Annotated in this window: 26 protein-coding genes; 12 read left to right on the top strand and 14 right to left on the bottom strand. The window is 73.5% G+C overall.

Annotated features, from left to right (window positions below; all coding sequences use genetic code 11):
* Positions 1–15: 15 nt before the first annotated feature.
* On the top strand, positions 16–462 hold the full coding sequence (locus ACFWIA_RS22430; protein WP_387007790.1) for an Lrp/AsnC family transcriptional regulator: 447 nt from the start codon (positions 16–18) through the stop codon (positions 460–462).
* Positions 463–479: 17 nt separating this feature from the next.
* Here ACFWIA_RS22430 and ACFWIA_RS22425 read toward each other — a convergent pair whose 3' ends face one another.
* Both ACFWIA_RS22425 and ACFWIA_RS22420 read right to left on the bottom strand, forming a co-directional pair.
* On the bottom strand, positions 480–3,569 hold the full coding sequence (locus tag ACFWIA_RS22425; protein ID WP_387007788.1) for an AAA family ATPase: 3,090 nt from the start codon (positions 3,567–3,569) through the stop codon (positions 480–482).
* Entirely contained in the window at positions 3,566–4,729 is a 1,164-nt protein-coding gene (locus ACFWIA_RS22420) for an exonuclease SbcCD subunit D (protein ID WP_387007786.1), read from the bottom strand. The genes ACFWIA_RS22425 and ACFWIA_RS22420 overlap by 4 nt, the downstream gene beginning before the upstream one ends.
* Before the next feature lie 204 nt (positions 4,730–4,933).
* Between ACFWIA_RS22420 and ACFWIA_RS22415 the strand changes: the two genes are divergently transcribed.
* Positions 4,934–6,019, top strand: a complete 1,086-nt coding sequence (locus ACFWIA_RS22415) for an NAD(P)/FAD-dependent oxidoreductase (RefSeq protein WP_387007784.1) — start codon at positions 4,934–4,936, stop codon at positions 6,017–6,019.
* On the opposite strand, the gene ACFWIA_RS22410 is transcribed toward ACFWIA_RS22415, so the two are convergent.
* The 4 genes from ACFWIA_RS22410 to ACFWIA_RS22395 all read right to left on the bottom strand — a co-directional run bounded on the left by ACFWIA_RS22410 (position 5,992) and on the right by ACFWIA_RS22395 (position 9,566).
* Positions 5,992–6,498 (bottom strand): MarR family winged helix-turn-helix transcriptional regulator, encoded by a 507-nt coding sequence (locus tag ACFWIA_RS22410; protein ID WP_387007782.1) that lies wholly within the window; start codon positions 6,496–6,498, stop codon positions 5,992–5,994. The two genes, ACFWIA_RS22415 and ACFWIA_RS22410, sit on opposite strands and share 28 nt — an antisense overlap.
* A 287-nt stretch (positions 6,499–6,785) precedes the next feature.
* Positions 6,786–7,874: an SDR family oxidoreductase gene (locus ACFWIA_RS22405; protein ID WP_387007780.1), complete on the bottom strand. Its 1,089-nt coding sequence runs from the start codon at positions 7,872–7,874 to the stop codon at positions 6,786–6,788.
* 105 nt (positions 7,875–7,979) lie between these two features.
* Positions 7,980–8,843 (bottom strand): helix-turn-helix domain-containing protein, encoded by an 864-nt coding sequence (locus ACFWIA_RS22400; RefSeq protein ID WP_387007778.1) that lies wholly within the window; start codon positions 8,841–8,843, stop codon positions 7,980–7,982.
* Between the two features lie 96 nt (positions 8,844–8,939).
* Positions 8,940–9,566 carry a YigZ family protein gene (locus tag ACFWIA_RS22395; RefSeq protein ID WP_387007776.1) on the bottom strand — a complete coding sequence of 209 codons (627 nt, stop codon included), beginning with the start codon at positions 9,564–9,566 and terminating at the stop codon, positions 8,940–8,942.
* A 117-nt stretch (positions 9,567–9,683) separates the two neighbouring features.
* Here ACFWIA_RS22395 and ACFWIA_RS22390 point away from each other — a divergent pair, with 117 nt between their 5' ends.
* Positions 9,684–10,091, top strand: coding sequence for a CoA-binding protein (locus tag ACFWIA_RS22390; protein ID WP_387007774.1), 408 nt, complete (start codon positions 9,684–9,686; stop codon positions 10,089–10,091).
* A 15-nt stretch (positions 10,092–10,106) separates the two neighbouring features.
* Here ACFWIA_RS22390 and ACFWIA_RS22385 read toward each other — a convergent pair whose 3' ends face one another.
* From ACFWIA_RS22385 to ACFWIA_RS22375, 3 genes are all read right to left on the bottom strand, one after another.
* Entirely contained in the window at positions 10,107–10,664 is a 558-nt protein-coding gene (locus ACFWIA_RS22385; protein ID WP_387007772.1) for a YbaK/EbsC family protein, read from the bottom strand.
* A 29-nt stretch (positions 10,665–10,693) separates the two neighbouring features.
* Complete coding sequence (locus ACFWIA_RS22380; RefSeq protein WP_387007770.1) at positions 10,694–11,266, bottom strand: helix-turn-helix domain-containing protein; 573 nt, start codon at positions 11,264–11,266, stop codon at positions 10,694–10,696.
* 197 nt (positions 11,267–11,463) lie between these two features.
* Positions 11,464–12,228, bottom strand: a complete 765-nt coding sequence (locus tag ACFWIA_RS22375; RefSeq protein WP_387007768.1) for an acyltransferase — start codon at positions 12,226–12,228, stop codon at positions 11,464–11,466.
* A gap of 156 nt (positions 12,229–12,384) precedes the next feature.
* On the opposite strand from ACFWIA_RS22375, the gene ACFWIA_RS22370 reads away from it, so the two are divergent.
* Positions 12,385–12,960 carry a gamma carbonic anhydrase family protein gene (locus ACFWIA_RS22370; RefSeq protein ID WP_387007766.1) on the top strand — a complete coding sequence of 192 codons (576 nt, stop codon included), beginning with the start codon at positions 12,385–12,387 and terminating at the stop codon, positions 12,958–12,960.
* A 47-nt stretch (positions 12,961–13,007) separates the two neighbouring features.
* Here the strand turns inward: ACFWIA_RS22370 and ACFWIA_RS22365 are convergent, their stop codons facing one another.
* The gene (locus tag ACFWIA_RS22365) at positions 13,008–13,460 is read right to left on the bottom strand and encodes a DUF4442 domain-containing protein (RefSeq protein ID WP_387007764.1); all 453 of its coding nucleotides are present in this window, start codon (positions 13,458–13,460) and stop codon (positions 13,008–13,010) included.
* Positions 13,461–13,579: 119 nt separating this feature from the next.
* Here ACFWIA_RS22365 and ACFWIA_RS22360 point away from each other — a divergent pair, with 119 nt between their 5' ends.
* Positions 13,580–14,611: a hypothetical protein gene (locus ACFWIA_RS22360; protein WP_387007763.1), complete on the top strand. Its 1,032-nt coding sequence runs from the start codon at positions 13,580–13,582 to the stop codon at positions 14,609–14,611.
* A gap of 127 nt (positions 14,612–14,738) precedes the next feature.
* On the top strand, positions 14,739–16,079 hold the full coding sequence (locus tag ACFWIA_RS22355) for an MFS transporter (protein ID WP_387007761.1): 1,341 nt from the start codon (positions 14,739–14,741) through the stop codon (positions 16,077–16,079).
* A 15-nt stretch (positions 16,080–16,094) separates the two neighbouring features.
* On the opposite strand, the gene ACFWIA_RS22350 is transcribed toward ACFWIA_RS22355, so the two are convergent.
* Together ACFWIA_RS22350 and tuf are read right to left on the bottom strand one after the other, a co-directional pair.
* Positions 16,095–16,940 carry a spermidine synthase gene (locus ACFWIA_RS22350; RefSeq protein WP_387007759.1) on the bottom strand — a complete coding sequence of 282 codons (846 nt, stop codon included), beginning with the start codon at positions 16,938–16,940 and terminating at the stop codon, positions 16,095–16,097.
* A gap of 75 nt (positions 16,941–17,015) precedes the next feature.
* Complete coding sequence (gene tuf / locus ACFWIA_RS22345) at positions 17,016–18,185, bottom strand: elongation factor Tu (protein WP_387007757.1); 1,170 nt, start codon at positions 18,183–18,185, stop codon at positions 17,016–17,018.
* 402 nt (positions 18,186–18,587) lie between these two features.
* On the opposite strand from tuf, the gene ACFWIA_RS22340 reads away from it, so the two are divergent.
* The 4 genes from ACFWIA_RS22340 to ACFWIA_RS22325 all read left to right on the top strand — a co-directional run bounded on the left by ACFWIA_RS22340 (position 18,588) and on the right by ACFWIA_RS22325 (position 22,373).
* Positions 18,588–19,316, top strand: coding sequence for a TVP38/TMEM64 family protein (locus tag ACFWIA_RS22340; protein WP_387007755.1), 729 nt, complete (start codon positions 18,588–18,590; stop codon positions 19,314–19,316).
* A gap of 97 nt (positions 19,317–19,413) precedes the next feature.
* Positions 19,414–20,643 carry an FAD-dependent monooxygenase gene (locus tag ACFWIA_RS22335; protein ID WP_387007754.1) on the top strand — a complete coding sequence of 410 codons (1,230 nt, stop codon included), beginning with the start codon at positions 19,414–19,416 and terminating at the stop codon, positions 20,641–20,643.
* A 306-nt stretch (positions 20,644–20,949) separates the two neighbouring features.
* Positions 20,950–21,822, top strand: coding sequence for an undecaprenyl-diphosphate phosphatase (locus ACFWIA_RS22330; RefSeq protein ID WP_387007753.1), 873 nt, complete (start codon positions 20,950–20,952; stop codon positions 21,820–21,822).
* 374 nt (positions 21,823–22,196) lie between these two features.
* Positions 22,197–22,373, top strand: coding sequence for a hypothetical protein (locus ACFWIA_RS22325; RefSeq protein WP_385494723.1), 177 nt, complete (start codon positions 22,197–22,199; stop codon positions 22,371–22,373).
* Here ACFWIA_RS22325 and ACFWIA_RS22320 read toward each other — a convergent pair.
* Positions 22,360–23,055 (bottom strand): hypothetical protein, encoded by a 696-nt coding sequence (locus tag ACFWIA_RS22320; RefSeq protein WP_387007751.1) that lies wholly within the window; start codon positions 23,053–23,055, stop codon positions 22,360–22,362. The genes ACFWIA_RS22325 and ACFWIA_RS22320 overlap by 14 nt on opposite strands.
* A gap of 118 nt (positions 23,056–23,173) precedes the next feature.
* On the opposite strand from ACFWIA_RS22320, the gene ACFWIA_RS22315 reads away from it, so the two are divergent.
* Together ACFWIA_RS22315 and lnt are read left to right on the top strand one after the other, a co-directional pair.
* A complete protein-coding gene (locus tag ACFWIA_RS22315) occupies positions 23,174–23,656 on the top strand; it encodes a nuclear transport factor 2 family protein (RefSeq protein ID WP_387007749.1) in 483 nt (160 codons plus the stop codon).
* A gap of 121 nt (positions 23,657–23,777) precedes the next feature.
* Complete coding sequence (lnt, locus tag ACFWIA_RS22310) at positions 23,778–25,388, top strand: apolipoprotein N-acyltransferase (protein ID WP_387007747.1); 1,611 nt, start codon at positions 23,778–23,780, stop codon at positions 25,386–25,388.
* Here lnt and ACFWIA_RS22305 read toward each other — a convergent pair.
* Complete coding sequence (locus ACFWIA_RS22305) at positions 25,309–26,217, bottom strand: Gfo/Idh/MocA family protein (RefSeq protein ID WP_387007745.1); 909 nt, start codon at positions 26,215–26,217, stop codon at positions 25,309–25,311. The genes lnt and ACFWIA_RS22305 overlap by 80 nt on opposite strands.
* Positions 26,218–26,221: the final 4 nt, after the last annotated feature.

Here is a 26,221-nt window from a genome sequence, read left to right as displayed (position 1 = left end):
TGGTATTCCTCGGTGATGACCGACCATTCCCCCGATGCCACCGACTGGCGCATCCTCGATGTCCTCCAGCGCGAGGGCCGGGCCAGCTACGCGGACCTCGCCCGTGCCGTGTCGATGTCGCCGAGCGCGGTGACGGAACGCGTGCGGCGGCTGGAGGAGGCGGGCGTCATCCAGGGGTACGCGGCGGTCCTCGATCCGCAGCGGTTGGGCCTGCCGATCCTCGCGTTCGTCCGGCTGCGCTACCCGACCGGCAACTACAAGCCGTTCCACGACCTGGTCGCCGCGACGCCCGAGATCCTGGAGGCGCACCACGTCACGGGCGACGACTGCTTCATGATCAAGGTCGCCGCGCGGTCCATGAGCCACCTGGAGCAGGTGTCGGGCCGGATCGGCACGCTGGGTTCGGTGACGACGAGCGTGGTGTACTCGTCGCCACTGGCACGGCGGGCGCTCGCCCGGTGACCGAGGGGCCGCCCGGTTCAGCGGCCCCCGTTCCGCTGGCGCACCGAAGACCCGCCGCGCCCCTTCACGACCTCCAGTTGGGCGTGCACCCGGCGACGCAGATCGGGCACGTGGCTCACGATCCCCACCGACCGGTCCCGTTCGCGCAGCGAGTCGAGCACGTCCAGGACCTCGTCCAGGGTCTGGTCGTCCAGGCTGCCGAACCCCTCGTCGATGAAGAGGGTGTCGAGCCGTACGCCCCCGGCCTCGTCGGAGACCACGTCGGCGAGGCCCAGCGCGAGGGCGAGCGAGGCGAAGAACGTCTCTCCGCCGGAGAGGGTCGCGGTGTCCCGTTCCCGGCCCGTCCAGGCGTCCACCACATGGAGACCGAGGCCCGAACGCCCCCGCCCCGCACGGTCGTCGGAGTGCACGAGGGTGTAGCGGCCCTGTGACATCCGGGCCAGCCGGGCCGTCGCCGCGGCGGCCACCTGTTCCAGTCGGGCCGCCAGTACGTAGGACTCCAAACGCATCCGGCGTTCGTTCGCCGCGGAGGTGCCGGCCGTGAGACCGGCGAGCCGGGCGACCCGCTCGTGCTCCTCGCGCAGCGGGGCCAGTGCACGGGCGGCGGCCGTGGCCCGTGCGGAGAGCCGGTCCAACTGGTCGCGGTCGCGGCCGGCGGCGGCGAGCGCGGTCGTGGCGTCCCGGAGCCGCTGGTCGGCGCGGTGCGCGGTCCGCTCGGCGCCCGACAGGTCCGCGGGGGGCGAGGCTCCCGCCGCGACCGTGTCCGCTTCGGTGAGGACGGCGCGGACCTCGGCGTCCGCCCGCTGCCAGGTGTCGATCCGCTGCTGGAGTTCCCGGTGCGCCGCGGGGTCGAGCCGGGCGCGGTCGGCCTCCTCGTCGGTGGCGAAACCGGCGCGGAAGACGGCGTCCGCCACCCGCGCATCGGCCTCCTTGAGTTGCCCGGCGGCCTCGGCGCCCGCGCGCACGGCGTCGACGGCGGTGTGCAGCGACTCCACGCGGCGTTCGAGGTCGGCGGCGCGGGCGGCCACGCTGACGGCGCCCCCGCGGGACCGGTCCAACTCCTGTGCCAGGGTGGCCGCCTCGCGCTCCAGGGCCTCCCGTCGGGAGGCGCGGGAGGCGGCGCGCCGGGCGGCCTCCTGCTGGGCGGCGAGCCTACGGGCGTGCTCGCCCTCGGCCCGGTCCAGGGCCTCCTGGGCGGCGTGCAGCCCGGCGGCGACCCGGTGGGCGGCGGCGTGCTCCTCACTGAGCGCCGTGACGGCGGCGGCGAGCCGTTCGACGGGTTCGTCCCCGGCGCCGGCCGTCGCGCCGGCGAGTTCCGCGCGGACCCGGGCGCTGCTCTCGACGGCGGCGGTACGGTCCGCGTCGGCCCGCTGGTAGGTGTCGTGGGCGGCGTCCTCGGCTGCGCGGTCGACGTGGCCGGGCGTCCTGCGGGCGGGGTGGGGGTGCTCGGTGGCGCCGCACACGCCGCAGGGCTGCCCGTCGAGGAGGGTCGCGGCGAGTTCGGCGGCGATGCCGTTCAGCCGCTGTTCCTTCAGGTCCAGCCACTGCTGCCGGGCCTCGCCCGCACGGTCGTCGGCCTCCCGGCGGTGCCGTTCGGCCTCGACGACCCGTTCGGCGAGCCGATCGCGCAGCCGGGCGGCTTCCAGGCGTAGGCGCGCGGGTTCCCGCTGTGCCGCCAGGGCATCGGCCCCGGCCACCGCTTCCCGGGCGGTGTCGATGTCCCGGCGGAGTGCCGTACGGGTGGCGTCCCAGTCGTCGAGCCAACCCGTGGCCTCCAGGACGATCTCCTGGTCGGTGCGCTCCTCGCCGCGGGATGCGGTGAGTTCGGCGGTCAGCTCGGTGAGGCGGCGCTCGGCGCGGCGCGCGGATTCCAGGCCGCCGAGTTCTTCGGTGGCCCGACGGGCGGCCGACCGCAGCCCGCTGACGTCGAGGCCGGAGAGGGCGTTGCGAAGCGGCTCGTCCCCGCCGGTTTCCGCATCGGGGACCGCGCCGGCTTCCGCCACGGGTTCCGCGGCGGGGGGCAGCGCGTCGAGGGCCGCACGCGCCTCGGCTTCGGTCCGGGTGGCCGAGCGGTGGCGGTCCTCGGCGGCGGTCCGCAGTTCCAGCGCGGGGGCCACCGTCTCGGCCTTGCCGGCCCGTTCCCGGCGCAGCAGGTCCGTGCGGTGCTCCGCGGCCCGTTCGGCGAGTGCCGCCGCCCGCTGCCTCGCCTGGGCGAACCGGGTTTGGAGTCGGTGGCGTTCGCTCGTCTCGGTCAGGGTCCGCCGAGCGGTGGCGGCGTCGGACTCGGCGGCGGCGAGGGCGATCTCGGCGTGGGCGAAGCGTTCGCGGGCCGCGGTCCGAGCCACGGCGGCCCAGCCGAGGACGTCCGTGCTGAGGCCGGGCTCGCCGGGCGCGGCGTTGGGCAGCGGGAGGTCCGTCGCCCCTTCGCGGAGGGCACCCGCCGCGGTGACCATCTGGTTGGCCAGGGCGAGCAGTGCGGTGTCCGCTTCGCGTACCGCGGCCTCCCCCGCCCGGCGGTGCTCGGCCAGCCACTGTTCCACGCCGGCGAAACGACCGGTGTCGAAGAGTCGGCCGAGCAGCTTGCCCCGGGCTTCGGCGTCGGCGCGCAGGAAGCGGGCGAAGTCGCCCTGGGGCAACAGCACCACCTGACAGAACTGTTCCTTGGTCATGCCGAGGAGTTGACCGACCTCCTCGCCGATCTCCTGGTGGGAGCGGCTGAGGTCCTTCCAGGCACCCGAGCGGTACTCGCGCAGGGCGCTGTACGCCTTCTCGGTGGTGGTGCCGGAGCCGCGTTTCTTGGGGCGGGACCAGGGGGGCCTGCGGGTCACTTCGATGCGGCGACCGGCGACCGTGAGGTCCAGGCTCACCTCGGTGACCGTGGTCGGGTCGGCGTGGTCGCTGCGCAGGTGCGTGCCCTGGCCCTGCTGCCGGGCCCCGGGCACCGATCCGTAGAGCGCGTAGCAGACCGCGTCGAGGACGGAGGTCTTGCCCGCGCCGGTGGGGCCGTGGAGCAGGAAGAGTCCGGCGCGGGCGAGGTCGTCGAAGTCGATCCGGTGGGCGGCGCCGAAGGGGCCGAACGCCTGGACGCGGAGGTGGTGGAGTCTCATCGGGCGACCTCGCGCACGGTGTCGGCGGTCCGGACGGCGTCGAAGGCGTCCCGCAGTACGGCCCGCTCGGGTGCGTCGGGGCCGGCGCCGCGGACGTGGGCGACGAAGTCCTCGGCGATCTCCTGGTCGGTGCGCCCCGACAGGCGTTGCCCGTAGGAGGTCCCCTCGTCCTCGTCCGCGCGGTCCGGAGCGAAGACCAGGCTCAGGGTGTGCGGGAAGCGGGTGAGCAGGCGGGCCATGGGGTCGTCGGGGCGGACCGCGTCGGTGAGGGTGGCTTCGACCCAGGCGTTCTCGTGGGGGGCGAGCCGGGGGTCCTCCAGGAGGTCGGCCAGGGACCCGCGGAGCCGGGCGAGGGGGCGCGGCACCGGGCAGTCGATGCGTTCGGCGCGCACCGCGCCGCCCGCGTCGAGGTCGACGAGCCACAGGGTCTTGCGGTGGTCGACCTCGGAGAAGGAGTAGGCGAGGGGGGAGCCGGAGTACCGCACCCGTTCGCTGAGGGTCTGGCAGCCGTGGAGGTGGCCGAGGGCCACGTAGTCGACCCCGTCGAAGACCTCCCGGGGGACGGAGGCCACCCCGCCCACGGTGATGTCGCGTTCGCTGTCGCTGACGTGCCCGCCGGTGACGAAGGCATGGGCGAGGACCACCGAGCGGGTGCCGGCGGGGCGCTGCGCGAGGTCGGCGCGCACCCGGTCCATCGCGGCGCCGAGCACCTGGTCGTGGCGGGCCCGCTCGACGCCGAACTCGTCCCGTACGAGGCCGGGCTCCAGGTAGGGCAGCCCGTAGAAGGCGACGTCGCCGTGGGTGTCGGGCAGCAGCACCGGGGTTCCCACCGCGGCCGGATCGGTCCGCAGGTGGACGCCCGCCCGGCTGAGGAGCCCCGCGCCGACGCCGAGCCGACGGGCGGAGTCGTGGTTGCCGGAGATCATCACCGTGGGTACGCCCTGTTCGGCGAGCCGGTGCAGGGCCTCGTCGTAGAGCTCCACGGCGGCCAGTGGGGGCACGGCCCGGTCGTACACGTCGCCGGAGACCACGACGGCTTCCACTCCGTGCTCGCGGACCGTGTCGACCAGGTGGGCGATGAACGCGGCTTGGGCATCGAGCAGGTTCACCCGGTGGAACGTCCGACCCAAATGCCAGTCGGAGGTGTGCAGAATCCTCAAGATACCGCTCCGACCTGCATGTTTCCCCCTGCTCATCCCCTGGGCCGAGGACCGGATCGCTCCGAGCCCCGCTGTGCACGTCGACCACGCTAGCGCCTGCGGGCGCCCGGGCCGGCACGGGCCCGGGCCCTCCACCGACACTTGCTAGTTCGCGTCACGAACCAATACAGTTCGCACTACGAACCATCTAGGGGAGTGGGAGACATGGGACGTGTCGTCGCAGTCATCGGCGGGGGCTACGCGGGCTCGGCGGTCGCCAAGGCGCTGGACGAGGAGGCCGACGTCGTGCTAATCGATCCGAAGGACGCCTTCGTCCACTCCGCCGGGGCGCTGCGCGCACTGGTCCGCCCGGACTGGGCGGAGAACATCTTCTTCCCGTACGACACGCTGCTGAAGCGCGGCCGGTTCGTCCGTGCGCGGGCCGCCTCGGTGGACTCCCGCGGCGTCACCCTGGCGTCCGGCCGGCGCATCGACGCCGACTACCTGGTGCTCGCCTCCGGTTCCGGCTATCCGTTCCCCGCGAAGTGGGAGATCGATTCGGCCGGCGAGGCGCTGGCGAGGCTCCGCGCCGTGCACGCGGAACTCTCGGCCGCCGAGCGGGTGCTGATCCTCGGCGCCGGTCCCGTCGGCCTCGAACTGTCCGGGGAGGTCAAGGCGGTCTGGCCGGACAAGCACGTGACCGTCGTCGATCCGACGGAGCAACTCGTCCCCGCGTTCGCACCGGAGATGCGCGAGGAGCTCCGGCGTCAGCTCGACGAGCTGGGGGTGGAGCTGCGGCTGGGCACCCGGCTCACCGCGCAGCCACCGACCGAACCGGGCCGGCGGGCGGGTTTCACCGTCGCCACCACCGACGGCGAGGTCCGGGCCGACATCTGGTTCCGCTGCCACGGGGTGCACATCGACAGCGGCTACCTCGGCGCCGACCTGGCGGCGGCCCGCACGGCGCGGGGGCCGGTCCGCGTGATCGAGACCCTCCAGGTCGACGGGCACGAACGTGTCTACGCGGTCGGCGACCTCACGGACCTCGACGAAGCGAAGATGGCCGCGCACGCGGTGCGGCACGCGGAGGTGGTGGCCCGGAACGTCCGCGCCCAGGTGCGGGGCGAGCGGCCGTCGGCCGTCTACCGGACGTCCCCCGCCTCGATCCTCCTCCCGCTCGGGCCCCGGGCCGGGGTCGGGCAGATGGCCACCCCCGACGGCCCGTCCGTGCTGTTCGCGGAGACCGTCACGCAGTACAAGGGGGCGGACCTGGGCACGGACCGTTACGCGGAGCTGTTCGGCACGCTGTGACGGTCCCCCGCAGGCGCCGGCTCCCCGTCCGACTCCAGGAAGACCACCGGGACCCGGTTGGTCTCGACCACCCTGGCGAGCAGTTCCGCGAGGGCGGTGCGTTCGGCCCCGGAGAGGTCGCCCAGGAGCGCGTCGACGCGTCGGCGGGTGCCCTGGTAGAACTCCTCGGCGAGTGCGGCGCCCTCCTCGGTGAGGGCGACCACGACGGCCCGCCCGTCGTGGTGGCAGGTTTCCCGCCGCACCAGACCACGCCGGGCGGTCCGGTCGACCAGGCCGGTCAGGCTCGACTTCGCCAGCCCGAGGATCGCGCCCAGCTCGCTCATGGGGTAGGGCTGCGGCATCAGCACGCACAGCAGCTGGCCCTGTTGCGGGGGCAGTCCGAGTGCGCGTGCGGATTCGGCGTAGACGGCGTTGACCAGGTACGAGGACCGCACGAGCCCGGTCACGACGTCCATCTGCCCACCCACGCCTCTCACCATCCGGCCAGGGTACGTCCCGCTGGGCGCGCGATCCTGTTCGGGTGCGCGGTGCTCGGGGTGCGTTGTCCTGTGGGCTGCGTCCCACTGTTGCGCAGTTCCCCGCGCCCCTATCGGGGCCCCTCCCGCCGCCGTCCCAGGCCGGTCCCCGAAAGGGGCGCGGGGAACTGCGCGGGCAACCACGACGCACCCGCAGGGGACATCGCACCCCCGCCGGAACAGCCCCGAAAGGGGCGCGGGGAACTGCGCGAGCAACCACGACTCACCCGCAGCAGGACGCACCCGATCCGTCAACCGGGGATGACCCGCTCCCTGCGCAAGGTCTCGAACAGGGCCGTGAAGGACGCGAGGGTGTCGACGTAGTCCGTGAACCCGGCGGCGCGGCTACGCGTCAGATCGCTGAAGCACTCGACGGGCCGGTTGAGGTCCGCGTCCGTGTGCCACCAGGACGCGACCCGCGCCAACTCGGGCTCGACGAGACGCTCCCGCACGGCCAACGCCCGCCAGGGCTCCCCCGCTCCCGCCATCTGCTGCTCCAGCGGACGCGGCCGGTCCGCGTAACCCTCCGGCTCGACGTCCAGGAGTTCCGCGATGCGGGGCCACATCCACCGCCAGCGGAAGGTGTCGCCGTTGGCGGTGTTGTACGCCTGGCTCGGCAGCCCCTGAGCGGTCGCCGCCCAGATCATCTGCCGGGCGAGCAGGCCCACGTCGGTCATGTCGGTGACGCCGTTCCACTGCACCTCGTTGCCGGGGAAGACGAAGGGCCGGCCTGCCGCCCGGGACAGGGCCGCCTGCGCGGCCAGGGTCATCCCCATGTTCATCGCGTTGCCCAGCGCATGGCCGATGATCGTGTGGGACCGGTGGACGCTCCAGGCGAAACCGTGGTCCGCGGCGGCCTTCCAGAGTTCGTCCTCCTGCGCGTAGTAGAAGTTCGGGACGGAGAGCCGCGGCTCGTCCTCCCGGAAGGGGGTGTCCCTGATCTCCCCGACCGCGTACGCGCCGAAGGGGCCCACGTAGTGCTTCATCCCGGTGACCAGGGCCACGTGACGCAGCCGACCGGACCGGCTGGTCTCCTCCAGGACGTGGCGCACCATGGCGGCGTTGACGGCGATGTTCTCGGCTTCGGTCGCCCGCCTGCTCCAGGCGGTGAAGAACACGTGCGTGGGTGCCAGTGGGGCGAGGGCCGCCCGTACGGACTCCGGGTCGGTCAGGTCGGCGGTGACGGTGTGCACGCCGTCCCGGGCGGGCGGGGCGCTCCGGGAGAGGCTGACGACCCGCCAGCCCTGCGCGGTGAGTTCCCGGCACAGGGCGCGGCCCGCTATGCCGGTGCCGCCCACGACGAGGGCGAGCCGGGCGTCCTGCGGTTGGGTGGTGTTCATGGGGGGCTCCTGTTCGCGGGCACGACGGCACGCCGAGCGGCGGTCCGGGCCCGAAGGTGTGGGTGTGGGTGTGCGGTGACGGTCCGCCGCGCGGGCGGGGTGTGCTCAGTGCGCCCGGTGGGCCGCGGGCGGGCTGAGGGTGGCGAGCAGGGCGAGGGCGTCGGCCGATGCGCTGCCGGGCTCGGCGGTGAGGATCTCCAGCCGGTGGTCGGGGCTGTCCGGCTGGAGCCACACCTGGTAGGCCAGCTCCAGCTCCCCCACCACCGGGTGCCGCAGTCGACGGCTGCCGAAGGTGCAGTCCCGTACGTGGCCCGCCGACCACAGGGCGGTGAACTCGGGGCTCTTCATCACGAGTTCACCGATGAGGGCGGTGAGCGCGGGGTCGTCCGGGTGGCGTCCGGCGACCAGGCGTAGATAGCCGACGTGGGTCTTGGCGTAGGTCTCCCAGTCCGCTTCCTGTTCCCGGGCGTGCGGGTCGAGGAAGAGCATCCGCGACAGGGAGGGTCGCCGCGCGGGGTCCTGCGGCGCGTCGTGGTCCAGGTGCCCGGCGAGCAGTGCGTGCCCAAGCCGGTTCCAGGCAAGTACGTCGTTGCGGCGCCCCAGGAGGACGGCGGGCAGTGCGGGGAGGGAGTCGAGGAGGGCGAGCGTCCTCGGGTGTGGGGTCTCCGGGGGCGGCGGGCCCGGGGCCGTGCGACCGGGGGCGCGGGCGAGGTCGTACAGATGGGCGCGCTCGGTGGCGTCCAGGCGCAGCGCCCGGGCGAGGCCGTCGAGGACGGAGTCCGAGGCGTTGCGGCTGTGTCCTTGTTCGAGGCGGGTGTAGTACGCGACGCTCACGCCGGCGAGGCGCGCCACCTCCTCGCGCCGTAGACCGGGGACGCGCCGGCTGCTGCGCACGGTGATCCCCACCCGTTCCGGAATCGTCCCGGCACGTCGAGAAAGGAGGAAATCACCCAGTTCGCTTGGGTTCATAGGGCGAGCCTACGTCGCCGAACAGGGCCGTGGGGGCGGTGAGACTGTCCCTGTGAGTGGTCGGCTGACGGCCGCGTCCGTTGCCGGTGGGCGGGCTCAGACGGTGCCGTACGCTTCGCCGCCCAGTTCGAGGACGGCCGTCCCGGCGGTCGCGTCGGCGAGCCAGCCGCGGAACGCCTCGACCTCCGCGTCGGGCAACCCGATCTCGATGGTGACCGCCTCCGCGTACCGCACCCCGCGCACCTCGCGGCCGGTGGCGCGCAGGTCGTTCTGCACCTTGCCGGCCCGCTGGTGGTCGACGGTGACGGTGGCCAGTCGGAAGCGTCTGCGGGTCACCGTGCCGAGGACGTCCAGTGCTTCTCCGACGGCTCCCCCGTAGGCCCGGATCAGTCCTCCGGCGCCCAGTTTGACCCCGCCGTAGTAACGGGTGACGACGGCGACGGCGTACCGGACGTCGCGGCGCAGCAGCATCTGGAGCATGGGCACGCCCGCGGTGCCACCGGGTTCGCCGTCGTCCGAGGCCCGCTGCACCGAGGCGTCGGCCCCGATGACGTACGCGGAGCAGTTGTGGGTGGCGTCGGCGTGCTCCCGTCGGACGCGGGCGATGAAGTCCTGGGCCTCCCGCTCGGTGGCGGCGGGTGCCAGCGCGCACAGGAAGCGCGAGCGGTTGATCTCGATCTCGTGCACACCCTGTCGGGCGACCGTGCGGTACGCGTCCTGCATCGTCCCAGCGTAGGCGCTGCGCGGCGCGGGGTACGCGGCGGGGGAATCTCCGGCCGCCCCGCTTCGTTCTCGGGTGTGGGACGGCAGCGGGCCGCCCGCCTACGCAGGGAGGCACCCATGTACGGCGACCAGGCGACGGTCGAGAAGATCCTCACCGAGTCCGGTGACACCTGGGCCGTCGTCGGCCTCTCCACCAACGAGTCGCGGGCCGCGTACGGCGTGGCGCGGGTCCTCCAGCGCTTCGGCAAGCGCGTCGTGCCGGTCCATCCCAAGGCCGAGACGGTCCACGGCGAGCAGGGGTACGCCTCGCTCGCCGACATCCCGTTCGACGTGGACGTGGTGGACGTGTTCGTGAACGCGGAACTGGCCGGCCCGGTGGCCGACGAGGCGGTGGCCAAGGGCGCGCGGGCCGTGTGGTTCCAGCTCGGCGTGGTGGACGAGGCGGCGTACGCACGCACCCGGGCGGCCGGGCTCGCCATGGTGATGGACCGGTGCCCCGCGATCGAGATACCGCGGCTGGGCTGAGCCCGCCGCGGCGGTTCAGGCGCGGCCGAGCCCTTCGATGACGGTCGCCCCCGGCAGCTCGGCGAGGGCCTTGCCGGGCACGATCAGCTTCCCCCGACGACGGCCGCTGCCGAGCAGCACGTGCGGGAGGTCGACCACGGCGGCGTCCACCAGCAGCGGCCAGTCGGCGGGCAACCCGATGGGGGTGATGCCTCCGTACTCCATGCCCGTGAGCCCGGTCGCGGTGTCCATCGCGGCGAAGGACGCCTTGCGCGCGCCCAACTGACGGCGTACGACGCCGTTGACGTCGGCGCGCACGGCGGACGGGACGACGCAGGCGGCCAGGGTGGTCTCGCCGCCGCGCTTGGCCGCGACGACCACGCAGTTGGCGGAGGCGGCGAGCAGGTCGGGTCCGTAGTGCTCGGTGAAGGTCGCGGTGTCCGCCCACTGCGGTTCCGTGTCGACGTAGAGGAACTGCTCCACCGGGACGGTGCCGTGCCAGTGGCGGACCGCGTCGGCGATCGGGGCGATGAGTTCGTCCAGGTGGTCGGCAGCGGGGACGGCGTTGCCGAAGGTGCCGATGGGTGCGCGCATACGGGCACGCTAACAGTCCGGCGAACGGGTCAACGCGCCGGTGGAACGGCCACCGCCATGGTCATCTCGACCACTTCGGAGCCGTCGTTGCGGTAGGTGTGGGGCACGTTGGCCTCGAAGGTCGCCGAGGTGCCGGCGGGCATCGCGTGCGGGGTGCCGTCCACGACGAGCGTCAGTCGGCCGGCGGTCACGTGCAGCAGTTCCACGGTTCCGCCGGGGTGCGGGTCGGAGGTGCTGCCCTCGCCCGGCATCAGGCGCCACGCCCACAGTTCCAGGGGGCCGCGGCGTTCGGTGCCGACCAGGAGCAGGGTGTGGCTCCCGGCGTCCGTCGACCACATGCGCACCGCCCGCTCGGGCGGGACGAGCCGGACCTGCGGCCCCGGTTCGTGGTCGAGCAGGGTGGCGATGCTGATGCCGAGGGCGTCCGCGAGCTTCACCGTGGTGCCGACGCTCGGGTTGGTCCTGGCCTGCTCGATCTGGATGATCATCCCCCGGCTGACGCCCGAGCGGGCTGCGAGGGCGTCCAGGGTGAATCCGCGCTCGCCGCGCCACCGCTTGAGGTTGCGGGCGAGGGACTGGGTGAGCTGATCGAGGTCCGACACGTTCCGTCCATGGTGTTGGCCGGGCGGACCGCCGGTACGGTGCGCCACGGTGTGTTTCCGGGCGAGGGCCCCACGGCTGACCGCACTGTACTTCGAGGGCCCCTGAGCGCACCGACAGCACTCCACCGGTGCGGTGCGCCGACCCCCGCGCGGACCCGTGCACCCGGCCCCGGCCCGACCGGTCGCGTCGGTGGCCGTCAAGCGGGCCGCTCGTCCTCGGGGTCTTCCTGCGCGAACACGAGCAGTTGCTCGGGCGTCACGCCCTCCGGTGGGGGTACCGGCGCGGGGGTCCGCAACGGCGGCTGCCAGCCCTCCTGCGCGGTCCACCGCCGGACCACCTTCGCAGGCGCGCCCGCGACCACCGCGTGGTCGGGCACGCTGCCGCGCACCACCGCGCCGGCCGCCACGACCACGTTCCGCCCGATCCGGGCGCCCGGCAGGATCACGGCCCCGGTACCGATCCAGCAGCCGGACCCGATCTCGACGGGCTCCATCCGCGGCCACTGCTTGCCGATGGGCTGGTCGGGGTCGTCGTACGAGTGGTTGGTCGACGTCACGTAGACGTACGGGCCGAAGTAGCTGTCCGCGCCGATGGTGACCGTGGTGTCGGCGACGACATGGCTGCCCCGCCCGAGGACGACGCCGTCGCCGATGCACAGGATCGGGTCGGGGCCGAGGTCGAGACCGGGCAGCAGGCCGGCGGTCAGGGTGACTTGTTCGCCGATGATGCAGTGGGCGCCGAGGTGGATCCAGGGCTCCCCGAAGACGGTGCCCTGGGGGAACGCCAGCCGGGTGCCGGTGCCGATGGACCCGAAGTCCAGACGTCCGGGGTGTTCCGCGGTGACCGCTCCCGCGCGTTGCGCCCAGGCCCAGCCCGCGTGGACGACCTGCTGGGCCGCGCGCCGCGACCAGCGCCCCGGGCCCCGGGCCAGGACGGAGAGCGCGTTCCACCTCTTCGGCACCCGGCCACCCTACTCACGGGTACGACAGGGTGCCGCGGGCACCCGTGTGATCTTCACCCCATCCGCTGGACCGTCCGCGCGCGGCGTCGCCTACCGTGCCGTGGACACGCGCGTCCCACGGCGGCGCCGACCGCATCGACGACAAGGAGACCAGTCATGGCCGAGCGGGCACTGATCGCGGGGGTCGGCGGCAAGGACCCCGAGGTGGACCCGGGCGCGTTCGTCGCCCCCACCGCCGTCGTGATCGGCGACGTGACCGTCCGCACCGGGGCGAGCGTCTGGTACGGCGCCGTCCTGCGCGGCGACTGCGGTCCGATCGTGATCGGTGCGGACAGCAACGTCCAGGACAACTGCACGGTGCACGTCGACCCCGGCTTCCCGGTCACCGTCGGCGAACGCGTCACCATCGGCCACAACGCGGTGGTGCACGGGTGCACGGTCGGCGACGACGCCCTGATCGGCATGGGGGCGACCGTGCTCAACGGTGCGGTGATCGGCGCCGGTTCGCTGGTGGCGGCCGGGGCCCTCGTCCCGCAGGGCATGGAGGTGCCGGCCGGTTCCCTGGTGGCGGGCGTGCCCGCCAAGGTGCGCCGGCCGCTGACCGAGGAGGAGCGGGCCGGCATCACCCGCAACGGTGCCCTCTACGTGCAACTCGCCGGGGCGCACCGCGACGCCCACGCGGAGCGGACCGCGGAGCGGACCGCGGGCGGGGGCGAATCGGCCGGCAGGTGAGCGGTGGGGCGCGGCGGGTTCGTGGAGCCGGGCCCGCCGCACCGCGCTCAGCCGTGCGGTCGCAGCGTCCAGACCACCGTCATCTCCCCGGTGACCGCCCCGTCCGCACGTCGGATGGCGATGTCGACGGGGAACTCGGGACGGCCGCCCGCGTCGAGTTCGGCGATGACGTCGGCGGCCGGCCGCCCCAGGGTGGCAGTGGCGGTGACGGGGCCCATGGCCAGCTTCTTGTAGGCGATCTCGGCGCGCACGGCGAGCGGCACGGCGCGGGAGAGCTGCTCGCCGAACGCCGCGAGCACGATGGCGCCGCTGGCCGATTCCCCGAGGGTGAACATGGCTCCGGCGTGCGGTCCGCCGACGTGGTTGTGGTAGTCGCCCTGGTCGGGGAGGAGCACCACCGCCCGCTGTGAACCGGCTTCCTGGAACTCCAGGTTCAGGGTGCGGGCCATCGGGACGGTGGCGGCGAGCATCTCGCCCACGGACGTGCGGTCTGCGCTCATGCCCGGATGTTACCCGCGGGTAGGAGCGTTGGCCAGGGTCTCCGGGACCACGCGCCGGCCACGGACCCGTCGAGGACCTGTGACTCAGCCGTTGCCCGGCGCCACTATGGTTACTGCCCATGTGGCCAGGACAGCAGCAGCCCGGGGGCGAGCAGAACCCGCAAGCGCAGAACCCCAACCCGTACCAGCAGCCGGGTTATCAGCAGCCCAACCCGTACCAACAGCCCGGGTACCAGCAGCCCAACCCGTATGCGCAGCAGCCGGGTCAGCAGCCGCCCTGGGGGGCGCCCACCGTGCCGGCCGGCCCGGCCGTGCCCGGGGCGCCGGGCGGCGACGGCGGTGGTGGCGGGAGCCGGACCAAGGTCGTCGCGATCGGGGCGGCGCTCGCCGTGCTCGTGGCCGCGGGGGTCACCGGTTTCCTCGTGCTCGGCGGCGAGGACGAGAAGGAACCGGCCGCCAAGGGCGGTGACACGAGCGCATCGGCCTCCGCCCCGGCGCCCCCTCCGGAGCCGTCCGCCACCGAGAACCCGCGCGACAGCGAGGACATCAAGCCGACCATCGCGGGGTGGAAGGTCGTCTACAACCCCAAGCGCGGGGTCGCCTTCGACGTGCCGGCCAACTGGGAGGTCGACCAGCCCGGCATGTCCATCGGCTTCGAGGACACCAAGTCCAAGAAGATCAAGCCGCTGATCGTCATGTCGGCGCCCGCCTACTACAAGTCCAAGTGGTGCGAGTCCGACGACGAGAAGGACGGCAGCCCGGACAGCACCGCGCTCGCCACCGTCGGCACCAAGGGGGCGAACGGGGCCACCAGCGCCGAGGACGCGGCCGTCCGGCAGGCCCCCTGGTGGGTCTACGGCGGCTACACCCAGCCCGACCGCAAGAGCATGACCTTCGACGAGAAGGGCACGCCCTTCACCACCACGTCGGGCATCGAGGGCAGCATCGCGCGCGCCCACTCCACGAACACGCCCAAGAAGGGCAAGTGCGTGACCGACGGCAAGTCCATCGCCTTCGGCTTCAAGAACTCCAAGGGCGACTACGTGGCCTGGAACATGTACGGCGCCAAGGGCGTGAAGGAGGAGGTGCCGGACTCGCTGATCACCCAGATCCTCAAGACGGTCCGGCTGCACGGCGAGCCCACCGACTGATCACCCGCCGCGGTGGGCCCCGATCGGGCGGCCCACCGCACGGCCACGGCGGGGGACGCGGACCCGGCACGGAGCCCACCGGGAAAACCGATTGGGCTCCCGGCCCTTCCCCGGCGATAGTCCAGGGGTGAACACCTCCTCCGCCTCCCCGCGACGCCCACGACTACCGTCCTGGGCGGGCCGCAACTACGTGCTCCTGACCGCCGCCACGGTGATCACCAACCTGGGCAGTCACGGCGCACTGATCGCCTCAGCCTTCGCCGTCATGGAGTGGGGCGGGGACAGCGGTGACGTGGGCCTGGTGGCAGCGGCGCGCGCCGTCCCGCTGGTGGTCTTCCTGCTGATCGGCGGAGCGGTCGCCGACCGACTCCCGCGCCACCGGGTCATGGTGGCCGCCAACACCCTGAACTGCGTGTCCCAGGCGGTGTTCGCGGTACTCGTCCTCACCGGCGAGGCCACCCTCTGGCAGATGATGCTGCTGTCCGCCCTCGGCGGCGCCGGGCAGGCCTTCTTCAGCCCGGCCTCCGAGGGCATGCTCATGTCGTCGGTGACCAGTGAACAGGCGAGCCGCGCCTTCGCGCTGTACCGGATGGCCATGCACGGTGCGGGCATCGGCGGCGCCGCGCTGGGCGGCGCCATGGTCGCCGCGATGGGCCCCGGCTGGGTGCTCGCGATCGACGCCGCCGCCTTCGCCCTGGCCGGGGCGCTGCGCGCCTTCCTCGACGTCCGACACATTCCGGCCCGGGAACCCGGCGAGGGGCTGCTCGCCGACCTGCGGGACGGCTGGCACGAGGTGATCAGCCGGCCCTGGCTCTGGTCGATCGTGGCCCAGTTCTCCATCGTGGTCGCGGTGATCGGGGTCTCCGAAGCCGTGTACGGACCGATGGTCGCCCGGGACGAACTGGGCGGCGCGGCACCCTGGGGACTGGCGCTGGGGGCCTTCGGGGTCGGCACGGTCGCCGGAGCGCTGCTGATGGTCCGCTGGAAGCCCCGGAGACTGCTGTTCGTGGGCACGCTGTGCATCTTCCCGCAGGCACTCCCCGCCGCGGCGCTCGCCGTGCCGACGCCGCTGGTGGTCCTGGTGGCGGTGATGTTCGTGAGCGGCATCGCCATCGAGGTGTTCGGCGTCTCCTGGATCACCGCGATGCACCAGGAGATCCCGGAGGAGAAGTTCTCCCGGGTCTCCGCGTACGACTGGCTCGGCTCGGTGGGGTTGGTCCCGGTCTTCACCGCGCTGGCCGGACCGGCGGAGAACACCATCGGCCGCTCCGCCGCGCTGTGGGGGTGCGCGGTGCTGGTGGTCGTGGTGACCGCCGCGGTGCTGTTCGTGCCGGAGGTGCGCCAGCTGGCCCGACGGGACGCGTCGGCGGCGCCGGAACCGGGTGCGGTGGTCTCGCCCGGCGCCCCGCACGTGGAGGCCGTCCCCGCGGCCCCCGGCGGGAAACCGGTCGGCGACGGCCGGGACTGACGGCCCGCCGCGCGGTCAGCCGACCCGGAAGGCACCGCCCGGCGGTTCGGGTGAGGCCACGGCGTCCGCGTCCCGCACCGGCCTCGCGTCCCCGGTGCGGCGGCGCAGCGCGACCCCGTGCTCCACCCGCGCGGCGAACGCGTCGGCGGCCACCCGGCGCGCCAGCTCGGCGACCGCGACGGGGGCGTGCGAGGCGACCAGCACCAGGTTGCCGAACCGGCGGCCCCGGAGCACTGAGGGCTCGGCGATCAGCGCCAGCTCGGGGAAGACGGCGGCGAAGGTGGCCAGTTGGGACCGGAGGAAGGCGAAGGGCGCCCCGTCCGCGAGGTTCGCCGCGTACACCCCGTCCGCACGCAGCACCCGCTCCGCCGCCCGTGCGTAGCCGAGGGTGGTGAGGTGGGCGGGCACCCGCGAGCCGCCGAACACGTCGGCGATCAGCACGTCGGCCGAACGGGCGGGCGCCCGGACCAGCCACTCCAGGGCGTCAGCCCGGTGCACCTGCACCGCTGCCCCCGGGGGCAGCGGCAGGTGTGCGGCGACGAGCGCGCTGAGGGCGCCGTCCGCCTCCACCACCTGCTGTCGGGAGCCGGGCCGGGTGGCCGCGGTGTAGCGGGGCAGGGTGAGCGCCCCGCCGCCCAGGTGCACCACGTCCAGCGGGCGGCCCGCCGGCGCGGCGGTGTCGATGACGTGTCCGAGCCGGCGGGCGTACTCGAACTCCAGGTGCGCGGGGTCGTCGAGGTCGACGTACGACTGCGGGGACTCGTCGACGGTGAGCAGCCAGGCCCGCGGCCGGTCGATGTCGGGCAGCAGTCGGGCGGTGCCGTGCTCCACGGCGCGGACCACGGGTACGGGCTCCTCCATCCGACCATTGTGCCGTCCCCCGTGGTGCAGCCGTCACGGGGACGGCTGCACCACGGGGCCTCGCACCGTCGTACGTCAGTCGACCCGGGACACCGTTCCCGCGCCGACGGTCCGGCCGCCCTCGCGGATCGCGAAGCCGAGGCCCGGCTCCAGCGGGACGTCCCGGCCCAGCTCGACCGTCACGGAGACGGTGTCGCCGGGCCGCGCCAAGGCCCGCTCGCCGAGGTCGATGTCCCCGACGACGTCCGCGGTGCGGATGTAGAACTGCGGCCGGTACCCGGTGGTGATCGGGGTGCTCCGGCCGCCCTCCGCCGAGGAGAGGACGTACACCTGCGCGGTGAACCGGCGTCGGGGCTCCACGCTGCCGGGCGCCGCGACCACCTGTCCGCGTCGCACGGTGTCCCGTGCCACCCCGCGCAGCAACAGGGCCACGTTGTCGCCGGCCTGCGCCTCGTCCATCGGCTTGCCGAAGGTCTCCACGCCGGTGACGACGGTCTCGACCCCGGCGCCGAGCACCTCGACCCGGTCCCCGACGCGTACGGTGCCGCGCTCCACCGCACCGGTCACGACGGTGCCGCGGCCGGTGATGGTGAGGACGTTCTCGATCGACAGCAGGAACGGCGCGTCGACGTACCGCACGGGCATCGGCACGAACGTGTCCACCGCGTCCAGCAGCGCCACGACGGACTCGGTCCACTGGGGGTCGCCCTCCAGCGCCCGCAGCCCCGAGACCCGCACCACGGGCACGGTGTCCCCGCCGTAGCCGTGCGCGGACAGCAACTCGCGGACCTCCAGCTCCACCAGGTCGGTCAGCTCCTCGTCGCCCGCGTCCGCCTTGTTGATCGCCACGACGATGTGGTCGACACCGACCTGGCGGGCCAACAGGACGTGCTCGGCGGTCTGCGGCATGATCCCGTCGAGCGCGGAGACGACGAGGATCGCCCCGTCGAGCTGCGCGGCCCCGGTGACCATGTTCTTGACGTAGTCGGCATGGCCGGGCATGTCGACGTGGGCGTAGTGGCGGGTGTCGGTCTCGTACTCGACGTGCGCGATGTTGATGGTGATGCCGCGGGCGGCCTCCTCCGGGGCCCGGTCGATGCGGTCGAAGGGCACGAAGGTGCCGGTGCCGCGCTCGGCGAGCACCTTGGTGATCGCGGCGGTCAGGGTGGTCTTGCCGTGGTCGACGTGACCCATGGTGCCGATGTTGAGGTGCGGCTTGGTGCGCACGTAGGCCGTCTTGGACATGGGGGTTCCTCGCATCGCGGAGGTGGGTGAGGGCACGGAGCACGACTCCGGTGCCGGGGACCCCTAGGACCTACCGACCCTCCCCCTGCGGGGTCCGCCGGTCGATCCGGGGAGGGTCAGCGTCGCGCGCCGTCGACGGTCGCGAGCGAGCAGAGGGCGGCAGCCTTCCGAGCATCCGCTGCTGCGGATGCTGCGAGGGGGAAGGTGTGCCGGAACATGGGGAGATCATCGCGGACCGGGGGCGGCGCCGTCGACCGATTAATTCCGGTCGCGGTGTCAACCCGCACCCCGGTCGCGGTACTGGCCCGCGCCCCCGCCGATGCCGATGCCGGCGCCGGTTCCGAGGCGCGACGCCCGCGGACCCGACGGCGATCATATGTACGGGTCGGTTACTCTCCCCGCATGCTGGACACCACCCTCACCCGACCCGCGCCGATCCCGGCGGCGACCTCGACGAGCGTCGCCGCACGGTGCGTCGGGGTCCTGCTGTCGCCCTGGTCCCGGCTCTCCCTGCTGGTGGTCCTGCTGGCGGGCGCGGCCCTCGGGATGCTGGTGTTCGAGCCGCAACGCTTCCTCGCCGACGGCTGGCCGTCCCAGCTGCGGGGCGCCACCGCCGCTCTGGTGTTCGCCGCGGCCTACGGGCTGTGCACGGTGGTGTTCGTGCCCCGCCCCCTGCTCAACCTCGCGGCGGGCGCACTGCTCGGCGCGCGGTTCGGTCTGGGCGCGGCGGTCGCGGGCACCGTGCTCGGCGCGGCCCTCTCCTTCGGCCTCGGGCGGTTGCTGGGGCAGGACGCGCTGCGCCCGCTGCTGCGGGGGCGTTGGCTCCGGGCCGCCGACGGGCAACTGAGCGAACACGGCTTCCGCTCGATGCTGGCGATACGCCTCTTCCCCGGGGTGCCCTTCATAGCGGCGAACTACTGTGCGGCGGTGTCCCGGATGGGGTGGTTCCCGTTCGTCCTCGCCACCGCGCTGGGCTGCGTCCCCAACACGGCCGCCTATGTGATCGCGGGCGCCCGCGCCGAGACCCCGACCTCCCCCGGCTTCCTGATCGCGACGGGGTTCATCGTGGTCACCGCGCTGTTCGGCACGGTGGTCGCCTGGCGCAAGCGCCACCGGCTGCGGAGCCGCTGACCGCTCCTCAGATCCCCGCACGGGGCGATCCGCCGCGGCCGGCCCGCGCGGGACGGGCGACCCCACGCCCACATCCTGCTACCCTACGTTACTCGTCATGCACTTTGCGTCACCCTGGGGAGCGTGTGTGAAGGTCGCCTGCGTCGGCGGCGGGCCCGCCGGTCTGTACTTCTCGATCCTGATGAAGCGCCAGGACCCGTCCCACGACATCACCGTCTACGAACGCAACCCCGCCGGATCGACGTACGGCTGGGGCGTCACCTACTGGAGCGCGCTCCTCGACCGACTGCGAGCGGGCGACCCCGAGTCCGCGCGGGCCATCCGCGAACACTCGGTGAGTTGGCACCAGGGCGTGGCCCACGTGGGCGACTTCACCACCGTGCAACCCGGCGACCAGGGCTTCGGCATCGGACGGCGCCAGATGCTCGCCCTGCTGGCGGACCGCGCCGCCGCCCTGGGCGTGCGGTTGGCGTTCGAGCAGGAGGTCACCGAACCCCCGGAGGCCGACCTGGTGGTGGCCGCCGACGGCGTGCACAGCGCCCTGCGGGAGCAGCACGCCGGCCACTTCGGCACCGAGATCGCCTCCGGCCGGAACGTGTACGCCTGGCTGGGCACCACCCGGGTCTTCACCTCGTTCACGTTCGCGTTCGTGGCCACCGACCACGGCTGGATCTGGTGCTACGGCTACCCCTTCAGCGCCACCCGCAGCACCTGTGTCATCGAGTGCTCGCCCACGACCTGGCGCGGGCTCGGCCTCGACCGCGCCGACGAGGCCGAAGGGCTGAACCTCCTGGAGAAGCTCTTCGCCGCCCCCCTGGACGGGCACCCGCTGATCGGTCGCGAGCAGTCGGACGGACCGGCCCAGTGGCTGACGTTCCGGACCGTCACCAACCGCGCCTGGCACCGGGGCGACCTGGTCCTCCTCGGCGATGCGGCGCACACCACCCACTACTCCATCGGCGCGGGCACGACGCTCGCCCTGGAGGACGCGATCTCGCTGGCCGGGGCGCTGCGCGGCGCGCCCGACGTCCCTTCGGCGCTGGCCCGGTACGAGCGGGAGCGCCGGGCGGCGCTGGTCCCCGTGCAGAGCGCGGCACGCTACAGCGCCCGGTGGTACGAGGACCTGCCGCGGTACATGACGCTGCCGCCCGCACAGATGTTCGCCCTGCTCGGGCAGCGGCACTCCCCGCTGCTCCCGCACCTTCCGCCCCGGTTGTACTACCGGCTGGACCGGGCCGCCGGCCGACTGGAAGCGGTACGACGGTTCAAGCGGTGGGCCGGGCCCCGGGTGGCCCGCACGCTGCACGCACGCTCACGCACCCGTTGAACCGGCCCCCGTCCCCGACGCCGGGCGGGGGTGCGGTGCCCGCCCGACGCCCACCGGCCGCCGCGCGGTAAGCCCCGGTTCACCCGCGGCTCCTACGCTGCGCACCAGGTCGCGGTGGTCACGCCGACCGGGCGCTCGGGGCTCCCTCCGCACCGGACGTCCGGCACCGTCCCGTCCGCAGCCGTACGCCGTGTCCCCGTCCGCATCCGCTCCCGCGGGTGCGCGTCCGCACGGGTGCGCCCTCGTCCGCATCCGGCCCGCGTGCCCGTGGTCGGAGCCCCGATCAGCACTGGATCCCGTTACTCCATGTCTTGGTTCGAAGCCTTCGTCCTCGGACTCGTCCAGGGGCTGACCGAGTTCCTCCCCATCTCCTCCAGCGCCCACCTGCGGTTGACCGCGGCGTTCGCGGGCTGGCAGGACCCGGGGGCCGCGTTCACCGCGATCACCCAGATCGGCACCGAGACCGCCGTGCTGATCTACTTCCGCAAGGACATCGCCCGGATCGTCTCCGCCTGGTTCCGGTCCTTGACGGACCGGTCCCTGCGCAGTGACCACGACGCGCAGCTGGGTTGGCTGGTGATCCTCGGGTCGCTGCCGATCGGTGTGCTCGGCGTGACCCTCAAGGACCAGATCGAGGGCCCCTTCCGGGACCTGCGGCTCATCGCGACGACGCTCATCGTGATGGGCGTCGTCCTCGGCGTCGCGGACCGCCTGGCCGCCCGGGACGAGGCGGGCGGCAAGCACCGGGCCGTGCGCCCCCGCAAGACGCTGAAGGACCTGAGCGTCCGGGACGGCCTCGTCTACGGGTGTTGCCAGGCGCTGGCGCTGATCCCCGGGGTCTCCCGGTCCGGTGCGACGATCAGCGGCGGCCTGCTGATGGGGTACACCCGGGAGGCGGCGGCCCGTTACTCGTTCCTCCTGGCGATTCCCGCGGTCCTCGCCTCCGGCGCGTACGAGTTGAAGGACGCGGGGTCGGGTCACGTGTCGTGGGGGCCGCTCGTCTTCGCGACCCTCATCGCCTTCGTGGTGGGGTACGCCGTCATCGCCTGGTTTATGCGCTTTATTACCACTAAGAGCTTCATGCCGTTCGTCTACTACCGGATCGCCCTGGGCATCCTGCTGTTCGTCCTGGTCGGCGCCGGGGTGTTGAGCCCCCACGCCGGTGAGTTCGGGCACTGAGGCGACGCGGCCCCGCAGGCGCACGACGGCCCCGCCCGGAAGGCGCTGTCCAACCGGGGCGGGGCCTCAGCTCACGCAGCCAGCATGCGCTGACGTTGCTTGCAGCGTAGGCGGCACCACTGACATCGACAGCGGGGCCGAAGACCGCAGCACCTCGCCGCGGACGTTCAAAACCCGCCAGGGACCGGTAAATCGGCCGAGAAGGAGAGAGTTGCCTCACAACCGAACCCGGTCCCCATGACTCACCTGACGCCCGGAAACCACACGTGACCTGCACGTTCTCTCCGCAAAGCGCTCCGCAGCACCTTGCGTACAGTAATGAACTAACGGCAAGGCGTAGCGGATGGTCAGAACGACCGCCTAAGCTTCGTGGCATGTCCCGCATCCAAGAGCACTCCGGTTGCGTGCGTTCCGCCGACTCGCTCAACGAGGAGATCCGTGACCTCTGGCTCCGGACCGGCGGTCGCCTGTCAGCGGAAGAGCGACGCACCTACGAGGCGTTGGTGACCGAATGGGCCGCTGCCGTCAGGAGTGACGTCAGGGCCTGGTGACCACGCCGGTCCCCGGTTCCCCGTGCCACCGCCACGACGTACGCCGTGCACGGTCCGGCAGTTCCGCCCGTCCCGTCGCCCACAACAGGGTCCGCCAGGGATCCGCATCGACCGTGACGTCCGGGAAGAGCCGGGCGAGCACCCGCGTGCACAGGTCGGCGGGCGGCTCCCAGTCGACACCACCGAGCCCGTCGGCGATGTCCCGGGTGTGGACCAGGATCTCCACGACCCCCATCGCGGCGAAGCCCTCCGGGTCCGACACCCCGAACCCGTGGTGCGCGCGGGTCTCCGGTGCACGGGTGTGCACCACTGCGGCGAGCAGGGCACCGCTCGCCTCCAGCACCTGGAGCAACCCGGCCGGGCCCGCCGCCCGGTCGGCGCGCACTGCGAGCGCCGGGGCGCCGGGCCGGCTCCGGGTGAAGAGGAAGGGCAGTTCGGTGTCCAAGGGCGGTGTGCGGGGGCCGAGTTGCACGGCGTAGGCGAACAAGTCGTCGGCGAGGTGCTCGGTGGTCTCCCAACAGTCCCAGTCGAGGGAGGCGGCCCGGACCGACCAGTCCCGGTCGACGGCCGCCGCCAGTGCGTCCACCGACAGGCGTACGGCGGTCGTCACGTCCTCGGCGCCCACCGGGCCGGGGCGTGCGGGGGCTTGCCTGTCGTTCCGAGCTGCGGCGTCCTTGTTCATCGTGCGACCGTACCCGCACCTTCCGACAGCAACGCCTTCCGGCCAGCAGTTCGCCTTGCTCGGCCTCCACGGTGCGCAACCCCTTGGCGTGCGGGCACGGTTGGCCAACACTGATCCAATGACCCAGCGCACGGACCTCGCGACCGTGATGGACCGCCTCGCCATCGACGACCTCGTCACCGACTACGCCCGCGCCCTCGACGAAGGCGACTGGGACGCGCTCCGCCGGCTCTTCGTCCCCGGTGGGCGGGCGGACCACCGCTCGGCCGGCGGAATCACGGGCGACGTGCACGAGGTCACCGCCTGGCTGGCGGGGACGCTGGACGCGTACCCGCTGCGGCAGCACCTCGTCCTCAACCGGCAGTTGCGCTTCGCCGACCCGGAGCGCGACGAGCGCGAGGCCGCGCGGCTGCGGGCGGACTACCTCACCGTGCTGGGCGCGGCACCGGACGGAAGGGGCGTCGCGCCGGACGTCGAGTGCGGGGGGCGCTACGCCTTCGCCCTGGTGCGGACGGTCGACGGCTGGCGGCTGGGCGAGGTCGTCGTCCAGGAACTGTGGCGGCGGAACCGGGTGGACGGAGTGCCCGGCGGTACCCCGTGACGCACCGGGCCGGCCGCGTCGCGGGGTGTCCCCCACTCGCTCCGGGACCCGCGCGCGCCAGGGGGCCGTGCCCCATGCTGGTGGTGTCGGCGTGGACCGGAGGAGGGTCAAGGAGGGCTCCATGAAGTCGCTCTTCGGCCGGGGGCGCGGGCGCCTGGCCCCCGGCCGTGGGCGGGACGTCCTCGCCGGGCCCTGGCGCCGGTCCGCCGTTGCCGCCCTCGCGGGCGCCCTGCCCGCACTGGCCTTCCCGGCGCCTTCCCTGTGGTGGCTCGCCTACCTGGCGCTCGTGCCGTGGATGCTGCTGGCCCGGAGTGCGCCCACCGGCCGCCGCGCCGCCCTGGACGGCTGGTTCGGCGGGCTCGGTTTCATGCTGGCGGTGCACCACTGGCTGCTGCCGAGCCTGCACGTGTTCACCGTGGTGATCGCCGCCCTGCTCGGGGCGCTGTGGGCGCCGTGGGGCTGGCTGGTCCGGCGGTTGTCGGGCGGACGCCCCGGGCCGGGACGGGCGGTCACCGCCCTGCTCGTCCTGCCGTCGGGCTGGTTGGCGGTCGAGGTCGTGCGGTCCTGGCAGGGCCTCGGCGGCCCCTGGGGGCTGTTGGGGGCCAGCCAGTGGCAGGTGACGCCCGCGCTGCGGCTCGCCTCGCTGGGCGGGGTGTGGCTGGTCAGCCTGCTGGTCGTCGCGGTGAACACGGCCCTGGTGCTGCTGGTGGCGGTGCCCACCGCACGGCTTCCGGCGGTGGCCGGACTGACCGTCATCGTCGTCGCGGGCGCCGGAGCCTGGGCCTGGGCACCCCGGCCGCAGCCGGACGGCGGCGCCCGGGTCGCAGTGGTCCAGCCCGGGGTGGTCGACGGGGCGGGCGCCCGCTTCGCCCTGGAGGAGCGGCTCACCCGCTCGCTCGTCGGACAGCGGCTCGACCTGGTCGTCTGGGGCGAGAGCAGCGTGGGTCACGACCTCGCCGCCCGCCCCGACCTCGCCGACCGGATCGCCGCCCTCGCGCGGGACGTGGGCGCCGACGTCCTCGTCAACGTGGACGCGCGCAGCTCGGACCCGGTCGCCGCGCCGGGCATCTACAAGAGTTCCGTGTTGATCGGGCCCGAGGGGCCCACGGGCGACCGCTACGACAAGATGCGGCTAGTCCCGTTCGGCGAGTACGTTCCCGCGCGGTCCGTGCTGGGTTGGGCGACCTCGGTGGGCAAGGCCGCGGGCGAGGACCGTCGGCGCGGCGCACGGCAGGTGGTGATGGATGTCGGCGCCCTGCGGGTGGGGCCGTTGGTCTGCTTCGAGTCGGCGTTCCCGGACATGAGCCGGCGGCTCGCCGAGGACGGTGCCGCCCTGGTGGTCGCCCAGTCGGCGACGTCGACCTTCCAGGGGAGTTGGGCGCCGTCGCAGCACGCCTCGCTGGCGGCACTGCGCGCGGCGGAGACCGGCCGCCCCGTGGTCCACGCGACGCTCACCGGGGTGTCCGCGGTGTACGGACCCCGCGGGGAGCGGGTCGGCCCGCGGCTCGGCACCGAGCGGGTCGCGGCCCAGGTGTACGAGGTGCCGCTCGCGACCGGGGTCACCCCGTACGTGCGGTTCGGGGACTGGGCGGTGCGCGCGGCGCTGCTCGTGCTGGTGGGGTACGGCGCGGTCGCGGGGGTGCGCGGGGTCGTCAGGCGGCGGTCTGCTCCTGGATCGCCAGGACCACGCGCTCGCACAGCTCATGGGTCGCCAGCGCGTCCCGGGCGTTGACCGTACGGCCCGCCCGCACGTCGTCGAGGAAGGCCAGGACGACCTGTTCGATGCCGCGCTGACGGACCACCGGCACCCAGTCGCCGCGCCGCCGGACGCTGGGCTGGCCCTTGTGGTCGATGACCTCCGCCAGGTTGACGACCTGTCGTTTGCTGTCCTGCCCCGCGACCTCCAGGACCTCCTCGACGGAGCCGCTGAGCCGGTTCATCACGCCCAGCGCGGTGAAGCCCTCGCCCGCGAGTTGGAGCACCACGTGGTGCAGCAGCCCGTCCTCGGTCTTGGCCCGCACCGCGAAGTGGTCGACGGCACCCGGCGCCAGGAAGCGAAGCGTGTCGATCACGTGGACGAAGTCGTCGAAGACGAAGGAGCGCGGGTCCTCCGGCAGTCCGACGCGGTTCTTCTGCATGATGATCAGCTCGCGCGGGTGCTCCAGGCACTGGGCGTACCCCGGCGCGTAACGGCGGTTGAAGCCGACGGTGAGGCTCACCCCGCGCTCCTCGGCCAACCGCACCATCCGCTCGCAGGTGGCGTAGTCGTAGGCGAGCGGCTTGTCGACGTAGGTCGGCACGCCCGCTTCGACGAGCCGGGTCACGATCTCGGGGTGGGTGGCGGTGGGCGCGTGCACGAAGGCGGCGTCGATCCCCTGGGCGAGCAGTTCGTCCAGGCCCTCGTGCCGGCGGTCCTCGGGGAGGTGGTACGTCGCACCGATCCGCTCCAGGGTCGCCGCGGTGCGGGTCTGGAGGTGCAGTTCCACGTCCGGCTGGGTGGTGAGTACCGGCAGGTACGCCTTCTGCGCGATGTCACCGAGTCCGATGCAACCGACCTTCACACGT

It is taken from the genome of Streptomyces sp. NPDC127068, from assembly GCF_042724695.1.
Lineage (GTDB): Bacteria > Actinomycetota > Actinomycetes > Streptomycetales > Streptomycetaceae > Streptomyces.
Note: the sequence above shows the minus strand (reverse complement) of the source record. Positions and strands in the feature narration are given on the sequence as shown.